This is a genomic window from Hominenteromicrobium sp. (assembly GCF_046974225.1).
GTDB lineage: Bacteria > Bacillota > Clostridia > Oscillospirales > Acutalibacteraceae > Hominenteromicrobium > Hominenteromicrobium mulieris.
The window spans coordinates 1-7,215 of the sequence record NZ_JBKWAE010000025.1; the positions used below are offsets into that span (position 1 = coordinate 1).

7 protein-coding genes are annotated in these 7,215 nt (G+C 50.8%); 6 read left to right on the forward strand and 1 reads right to left on the reverse strand.

The annotated features are described in order from the left end of the window. A partial coding sequence (locus ACLTX1_RS12375; protein ID WP_412331053.1) for a recombinase family protein occupies positions 1–883 on the forward strand: 883 nt, incomplete at its 5' end. Continuing rightward, positions 880–1,119 carry a DUF4368 domain-containing protein gene (locus ACLTX1_RS12380; protein WP_412331054.1) on the forward strand — a complete coding sequence of 80 codons (240 nt, stop codon included), beginning with the start codon at positions 880–882 and terminating at the stop codon, positions 1,117–1,119. The genes ACLTX1_RS12375 and ACLTX1_RS12380, both read left to right, overlap by 4 nt. Before the next feature lie 113 nt (positions 1,120–1,232). Here the strand turns inward: ACLTX1_RS12380 and ACLTX1_RS12385 are convergent, their stop codons facing one another. Next, entirely contained in the window at positions 1,233–1,706 is a 474-nt protein-coding gene (locus ACLTX1_RS12385; RefSeq protein ID WP_308450083.1) for a divergent PAP2 family protein, read from the reverse strand. Between the two features lie 183 nt (positions 1,707–1,889). Here ACLTX1_RS12385 and ACLTX1_RS12390 point away from each other — a divergent pair, with 183 nt between their 5' ends. The 4 genes from ACLTX1_RS12390 to ACLTX1_RS12405 all read left to right on the forward strand — a co-directional run bounded on the left by ACLTX1_RS12390 (position 1,890) and on the right by ACLTX1_RS12405 (position 7,121). Continuing rightward, positions 1,890–2,531, forward strand: coding sequence for an epoxyqueuosine reductase QueH (locus ACLTX1_RS12390; protein WP_308450082.1), 642 nt, complete (start codon positions 1,890–1,892; stop codon positions 2,529–2,531). Beyond that, on the forward strand, positions 2,518–3,327 hold the full coding sequence (locus ACLTX1_RS12395) for an amidohydrolase family protein (protein ID WP_308450081.1): 810 nt from the start codon (positions 2,518–2,520) through the stop codon (positions 3,325–3,327). The genes ACLTX1_RS12390 and ACLTX1_RS12395 overlap by 14 nt, the downstream gene beginning before the upstream one ends. 136 nt (positions 3,328–3,463) lie before the next feature. Then, on the forward strand, positions 3,464–5,710 hold the full coding sequence (locus tag ACLTX1_RS12400; protein ID WP_412331055.1) for a glycoside hydrolase family 3 C-terminal domain-containing protein: 2,247 nt from the start codon (positions 3,464–3,466) through the stop codon (positions 5,708–5,710). A gap of 82 nt (positions 5,711–5,792) precedes the next feature. Then, complete coding sequence (locus tag ACLTX1_RS12405; RefSeq protein ID WP_412331056.1) at positions 5,793–7,121, forward strand: carboxylesterase/lipase family protein; 1,329 nt, start codon at positions 5,793–5,795, stop codon at positions 7,119–7,121. The last annotated feature ends 94 nt before the right edge of the window (positions 7,122–7,215 follow it).

The window sequence follows — 7,215 nt, forward strand, 5'->3', positions numbered from 1 at the left end:
ACCATTGATTTTATTAGCTTTTTGCCGCTATCGCTATCACACCTCATTATTTAACCGTCCCGGTTTTCAGGAAATGGAAAGCCTTATTGGAGGAGGTAAGGTGTCAACCGTAATTGTAAAAGACTTATCTCGTTTCGGCAGAGAGCATTTGCTTTGCGGTCACTACACAGAAATTGTTTATCCGACTTTGGGTGTAAATTTCATAGCCATACAAGAAAACGTTGATACCACAGAAGGTGTGGGAACGGAAATGATGCCGTTTCATAACATTTTTAACGAATGGTATGCTGCACAAACTTCAAAGAAAATCCGTGCCGTTAATGAAATGAAAGCCTCAAAGGGTATGAGGATTTCTTCAACAGTGCCTTACGGTTACAAGAAAATCGAAGGTAACAAGGAGCAATGGTACATAGATGAGCCTGCGGCTGAAATTGTAAGAAAGATATTTAATCTTTGCATTTCGGGTAAAGGTCCGTCACAAATTGCCAGACAGCTTGAAGCCGAAAAAGTGCTTACACCGACAGCATATTTCAATTCCGTAGGCAAGAAAACAAGTAATCCTATACCGCTCAATATTTATGGTTGGAGTTCCAAAAGTGTTGCTCACATTCTTGAAAACAGACAATATACCGGCTGTACCGTAAACGGTAAGAGTACAACAGTCAGTTACAAAGTGCATAAGAAAATTGAGAAATGTCAAGATGATTATCAGATTATTCCAAATTCTCAAGAATTTATGAGGATAATACTCTCGGTAAGTTATCCGATGAGCGTTATTCCCGTATGGCAAATGAATACGAAGCTGAGCAAAAGCGACTTATATCAGAGGTTGAGGAAAATGAAAAAGCTCTCATTGAACTTCAAAAGCAAACTGTTGATATGAAAATGCTCTATCAAGGGCTTATGGAATTTACAGAAATGAAACAGCTTACGCCGACCGTTGTCAACAAGCTTATCGAGCGTATTGAAATCCATAATAATGAGAAAAAGCACTCGCATAACAATGTTAAAGTGGATATTTATTTTACCGCAGTCGGATTATTTGACATTCCAACTGAGCAGCAACTTTTGAAAACAATGGAAAGAGTAGAACAGAAAAATGCGGAAAAATCCGCTTAAATAAAGAAAAGGTGTAACCCCCCCTTTATCGGGATTACACCATAATTCCTTAAATACTGCCTTATTAGCCCATGGCTAAGCTCCGTGCAACGTTTTTTCATGCAAATTGAATTTTAGAAGCAGAAGTACCCGATGAGCGAGATCGCAAATCCGAGCAGCGCGCCGCACACCACCTCGATCATGCGATGGCCAAGCGATTCGTTCAGCTTCGGGATCATTTCTTTCAGTTGGTCTTTGTCCTTGGTGTTCTCATCGCCTAAATATTCCACAATGTAGTTGATGGCTTTTGCGTGCAGACCCGCCGCCCAGCGCACGCCGGTCGCGTCGTACATGACGATGAGTGCCAGCACGAACGCCATGGCGAAGATCGGGGAGGAAAAGCCGTAGATAAGGTAAGAGGTCAGCAGCACCGAGCACGTTACCGCCGAGTGGGAGCTTGGCATGCCGCCTGCGCCGGAGAGACGCTCTTTCTTAAATTCGCCGTGTTTAAAAAGATGGATGCTGGTCTTTAAGATTTGTGCCGCACACCACGAAACAACAGCGACGTTGATGAGCGGGTTGGAAATCAATATAGAAAAATCAAACATGTCACGAAACCTTTCTGTAAAACGGCACACAAACACCGAAATGCGCCGTATGAGCACAATTTGATACATATAGTTTACCGCGAAACGGCAATATTGTCAATTCACACGGCGGATTTGTAAGAAATTTGTGATAAAGAGTATACATATCTTGCGAAAACGGGGCTTCGGTGATAAAATAAAGTCATGGCTAATAAAAGAAACTACGCAAAAGAACTGAATACACTCATCGAAACCTTTACGCACGAGGAAAAGCGGCCGACTTTGCTCTTGCACGCGTGCTGTGCGCCGTGCTCCAGCGCCGTTTTGGAGAAGCTTACAGCGCATTTTAAAATTACCGTGCTGTTTTATAATCCCAATATTTATCCGGAGGCGGAGTATCAAAAAAGGGAAGCAGAGTTAAAGCGGCTTATCTCCGAAATGCCATGCACCAAGGAAGTAGCGCTTGTTGATCTGCCTTACGTGCCGGAAGAATTCTTCACCGCCGTGCGCGGGCTTGAGCACATCCCGGAGGGCGGCGAGCGCTGTTTTGCGTGCTACAAGCTGCGTATGGAAGCAGCGGCAAAGTATGCCGCAGAGCATCATTTTGATTTTTTCACGACAACGCTGTCCATCAGCCCGCTGAAAAACGCGCAGAAGCTAAATGAGATCGGCGAAGCGCTTGCAGAAGAATACGGCGTGCCGCACTTGCCGTCCGATTTCAAAAAACAGGAGGGCTATAAGCGCTCCATTCAGCTTTCGGCAGACTATAACCTATATCGGCAGGATTTCTGTGGCTGTGTGTTCTCGAAAAAAGAAAGGGAGGCGAAGGCGCATGGTGAAGCATAACGGCGTTTTGTACCGTGCCGCCGACGCGCACGCCCACATTTATCCCGGCAAGATAGCGGAAAAGGCGACCGAAAACGTTGGCCGTTTTTATGATCTTCCCATGGCGGAGGTCGGCCTGCCGCACGTTTTAAACGAAGAGGGCACCGCCGTAGGATTCGATAAATTTCTCGTCTGCTCCGTTGCGACAAAAGTGGAGCAGGTTGGCTCCATCAATCGTTTCATCGCGGCCAAATGCGAAAAATACCCGAAGTTCGTCGGCCTTGGCGCATGGCACCGGGACATTGAGGACGTCGAAAAAGAGCTCAATGAAATTCAGGCGCTCGGCCTGCACGGCATCAAGCTGCACTCGGATTTTCAAGGCTTTGCCATCGATGACGAAAAAATGCTGCCGGTCTACAAAGCCTGCATGGCGCGCGATTTGCCGATTTTATTTCACATGGGTGACGCCAGAAGCGAGCTCTCTGCGCCGAAGAAGCTTGCAAATGTGCTCGAAAAGCTGCCGGAATTAAAGTGCATCGCCGCGCATCTCGGCGGTTACCAGCGCTGGGATGAAGCCAAAGCGTGCCTAAAAGGCGCGAACGTGTGGGTCGATACCAGCAGCTCGCTGTTTGTGTTGAACCCGGACGAAGCAAGAAGGAGCATTGAACATTTCGGTATGGATAAAGTCATGTTCGGCACGGATTTCCCCATGTGGACGCACAAAAAGGAGCTTGAACGCTTTTTCGCACTCGGCTACGGGGAGGAAGAGAACCGGAAAATGCTTTATGATAATTTTGAAAAACTATTCAAATTGTGATGAAAAGCCGATGTAATCGTATCGGCTTTTATAATATCTTTCTACCAATAAAGTCAACAAAATTTCTGAATTATCTATGGAAATTTTCGCGAAAGTGTGCTATACTGAACTCAAATCAGTCATAGGAGTTGTTTGTATGGATGTGAAATCGATCATTTCTCAAATGACACTGGAAGAGAAAGCCGCGCTTTGCTCCGGTAAAGACTTCTGGCATCTCGATACTCCGCAGCGCCTCGGCATTGAATCCGTCATGGTCTCGGACGGCCCGTGCGGCATCCGTAAGCAGTCTGACGCCGCCGATCACCTCGGCCTCAACGCCAGCGTGCCCGCCACCAGCTACCCCACAGGCTCCTGCATGGCGTGCTCATTCGACCGCGAGCTGTTCCGCCGCTCCGGTGAAGTGCTTGGCCACGCCTGCCAGGCGGATGACCTTTCCGTTCTGCTCGGCCCGGCCATCAACATCAAGCGTTCTCCGCTCGGTGGCCGCAATTTTGAGTATCTTTCCGAAGACCCGTACCTCACCGGCGAGCTTGCCAAAAACTACATAAACGGCGTGCAGAGCCAGAATGTCGGCGTCAGCGTGAAGCATTTCGCCGCCAACAGTCAGGAATACAACCGCATGTCCAGCGACAGCGTCGTTGATGAACGCACCCTGCGCGAAATTTACCTTTCTGCGTTTGAGACTGCCGTAAAGGACTCGAAGCCGTGGACGATTATGTGCTCGTATAACCGCATCAACGGTACATTCGCCGCTGAAAACAAGCGCTTGCTGACCGATATTCTCCGCGACGAGTGGGGCTTTGACGGCTACGTGATGAGCGACTGGGGCGCGACCACCGCAGACCGCGTAAAGTGCCTTGAAGCCGGCATGGAGCTTGAAATGCCCGGCAAAAACGCCGCAAACGACAAGCAGATCGTTGACGCGGTCAACAACGGTACGCTCGATATCAAGGTGCTCGATACCGCCGTGGAGCGCATTTTGAACATCGTTCTCAAATACACCGAAAATAAGCAGTCCGAAACGAAGATCGATTTTGAAGCCGACCACGAAGAAGCGCGCAAGATTGCAGATGAGTCCATGGTTCTGCTCAAAAATGATGGCATTCTGCCATTAAAGCGCAGTCAGAAACTCGCGTTCATCGGTAAGTTTGCGGAGACTCCGCGTTTTCAGGGCGGCGGCAGCTCGCATGTGAACTCCTATAAGGTTACAAGCGCGCTCGAGGCTGCAAAGGGACTCGATGTCACCTACGCGCCCGGCTACGATACGAACACCACAGAGTCCGACGAAGCGCTCCTCAAGGAAGCACAGGAGGCTGCAAAGAGCGCCGATGTTGCCGTTGTGTTCGTCGGCATCACGGACGCCATGGAGTCCGAGGGCATGGATCGCCGCACGCTTTCGATGCCGAAAAACCACGAAGCACTCGTCAAAGCTGTTTCCGAGGTGCAGAAGAACACCGTTGTCGTCGTCATGTGCGGCGGCTGCATCACCATGCCGTGGATTGATGACGTGCGCGGCGTGCTGTACGCATACCTCGGCGGTGAAGCCGTCGGCACCGCGACGCTCGACCTGCTGTTCGGCGATGTGAACCCTTCCGGCAAACTCGCGGAAACGTTCCCACGCCGTCTGGAGGATAACCCCTCGTACCTCTATTTCTTCGGTGATGAGCAGAATAAGACCGAGTATCGCGAGGGCGTATTTGTCGGTTACCGCTACTACGACAAAAAGAACATGGACGTGTTGTTCCCGTTCGGCTACGGCCTCAGCTATACGACGTTTGAATATAGCAATTTAACGCTTGATAAGTCCAAGATGAAGGATACCGATACGCTGACCGTCTCCGTCAACGTCCGCAACACCGGCAAGGTGAAGGGCAAAGAGGTCGTGCAGCTGTACGTCGGCATGCCGGAAAGCCACACCATTCGTCCCATAAAAGAGCTGCGCGGCTTTGAAAAGGTCGAGCTTGAGCCGGGCGAGGAGAAGACCGTCACCTTTACGCTCGCAAAGCGTGCGTTCGCGTACTACCGCACCGATATTTCCGATTGGTACGTTGAGTCCGGCGACTACACGATTATGGCGGCAAAATCCAGCCGCGACATCGCCTGCACCGCGACGGTGAACGTCACCTCTACTACGCAGATTAAGCGCGTCTACACAATGAATTCCACGATTGAAGAGATTATGGAAAGTCCCGTCGGCCGCGAGATTCTCGGCAAGATGATGGCACAGAACCCGCTTGCACAGGCAGATGCGGACGACATCGGCATGGGCGAGGCCATGGCACGTATGATGGCGGAAATGCCGCTGCGTGCGCTGTTATCGTTTGGCGGCGACAGTGTGCCCGCCGGCGCAGGTGAGATGCTCCTGAAGCAGCTTAACGCATAAATTAAATTTATAAACCACCGACAGCACCGCAAAAATTTATCCGCGGCGTTGCCGTGAATTTTATCCCTGGGAGGAAGTTTCAATGAATACGATCGTAACCGTCAAAGAAGGCGCACTCGAAGGTGCGTTTTCCGATGATAAACAAAGCGTGATCTTCAAGGGCGTGCCGTATGCTGCACCGCCGGTCGGCGAGCTGCGCTGGAAGCGTCCGCAGCCGCACGCAAAGTGGGAGGGTGTGCGCCCCGCACTGGAGTTCTCCGCCAAAGCACCGCAGACTGATCTGTCCAAAATGGATCTCTACGGCAAGGAATTTTACAGTGATGAAAACCTAAAGCAGAGCGAAGACTGCCTGTATCTGAACATCTGGACGCCTGCATCTGCGCAGCCGGGCGATAAGTTGCCCGTGTTCTTCTGGATTCACGGCGGTGCGTTCACGCATGGCAGCGGCGCGGAAAAGGAGTTCGACGGCGAGCAGTTTGCGAAAAACGGCGTGGTGTTCGTCTCCATCAACTACCGTGTCGGCGCACTCGGCTTCTTTGTGCATCCGGAGCTCGATGCCGAAAATCCCGAGGGCATCAGCGGCAACTACGGTATTTACGATCAAGTTGCAGCGATCGACTGGGTATACGAGAATATTGCAGCGTTCGGTGGCGACCCGGACTGCATCACGGCAGCGGGCCAGTCTGCAGGCTGCATGAGCGTGCAGACGCTTATTTCGTCCGATTTGACGCGCGGCAAGATTAAGCGCGCTGTTTTGCAGAGCGCAGGCGGCCTTGGTGGTCTTTCGCACGACGTTTCCATTGAAATGCGCGTGAAGTCCTCCAAAGAGCTGATGGAAAAGCTCGGCGCGAAAAACATCGAAGAGATGCGTGCTGTCCCGGCGGAAAAAATCGCCGAGGTGCAGTATACCATCCAGTCCCCAAGCGGTCTTGCGTGGCAGCCCGTTGTTGATAACGTGCTGCTGAAGGCTTCCGTAGACGAAGTGGCGCTTTCCGGCAATGCGCACGACATCGATTACATGATCGGCTGCACCGGCGGCGACATCGCAGCGGGTGATAGAATTCTCGAAAAGAGTGCCGTGCGTTGGGCGAAGAACCAGAATAAACTCGGCAGATGCCCGAGCTACATCTATTTCTTCAACCGTCAGTTGCCGGGCGACAACGCAGGTGCGTTTCATTCGTCCGAGCTGTGGTATGTTTTCCACACGATGAACAGATGCTGGCGCCCGTGGGAACCGTGCGACTATACGCTTGAAGCTGCAATGTCCTCCTACTGGGCAAACTTCGCAAAGACCGGCGACCCGAATGGGGAGGGCTTGCCCACATGGCAACCGTATACCGCCGAGCACCCTGTGCGCATGCTGCTTGCGGAAGAAATCAAAGAAGAAAACGCCATTGCCGTTGAGGACTAAACCGACGCAAATCCGGCTTTTTACAAACAAAAATTCAAGTTTCTTTTAAAATAGTCTTGACAATTTGCCTGTTTGTTGCTATAATATCACTTGT

Excerpts from the sequence above, each read along its gene's own strand:
- ACLTX1_RS12400 (WP_412331055.1), top strand. The coding sequence starts at position 3,464 with ATGGATGTGAAATCGATCATTTCTCAAATGACACTGGAAGAGAAAGCC.
- ACLTX1_RS12385 (WP_308450083.1), bottom strand. The coding sequence starts at position 1,706 with ATGTTTGATTTTTCTATATTGATTTCCAACCCGCTCATCAACGTCGCT.
- ACLTX1_RS12405 (WP_412331056.1), top strand. The coding sequence starts at position 5,793 with ATGAATACGATCGTAACCGTCAAAGAAGGCGCACTCGAAGGTGCGTTT.
- ACLTX1_RS12390 (WP_308450082.1), top strand. The coding sequence starts at position 1,890 with ATGGCTAATAAAAGAAACTACGCAAAAGAACTGAATACACTCATCGAA.
- ACLTX1_RS12395 (WP_308450081.1), top strand. The coding sequence starts at position 2,518 with ATGGTGAAGCATAACGGCGTTTTGTACCGTGCCGCCGACGCGCACGCC.
- ACLTX1_RS12380 (WP_412331054.1), top strand. The coding sequence starts at position 880 with ATGAAAATGCTCTATCAAGGGCTTATGGAATTTACAGAAATGAAACAG.